1 protein-coding gene is annotated in these 259 nt (G+C 35.9%); it reads left to right on the forward strand.

From position 1 onward, the window contains the following. On the forward strand, nucleotides 1-259 hold a 259-nt coding region (locus AC0IXA_RS27730), incomplete at both ends, for an SDR family oxidoreductase (RefSeq protein ID WP_471814949.1).

The raw sequence follows: 259 nt of genomic DNA on the forward strand, positions 1-259 counted from the left end.
GTAACGAGGCAGCTTCCGTCTTTTTAAATGGCGCCAAATATATTGGTGAATTAGCTAAAAGTATTCATCAATTGAAGGGCTTGCAGCATTTTATTCATGTTGTCGGTTATATGAGTCCCTTTGATGATGAAAATAGCAGGATTGCCATTGATGTGTTTAAAGAAGGAAACAATTATTTGAAAATCAAAAATCCATATGAGAGAACAAAATTTTTAGCAGACCTTTATATCCGTCAACAGGCCACAGCACTAGGTTATCC

The organism is Pseudomonas sp. AC083, from assembly GCF_979253165.1.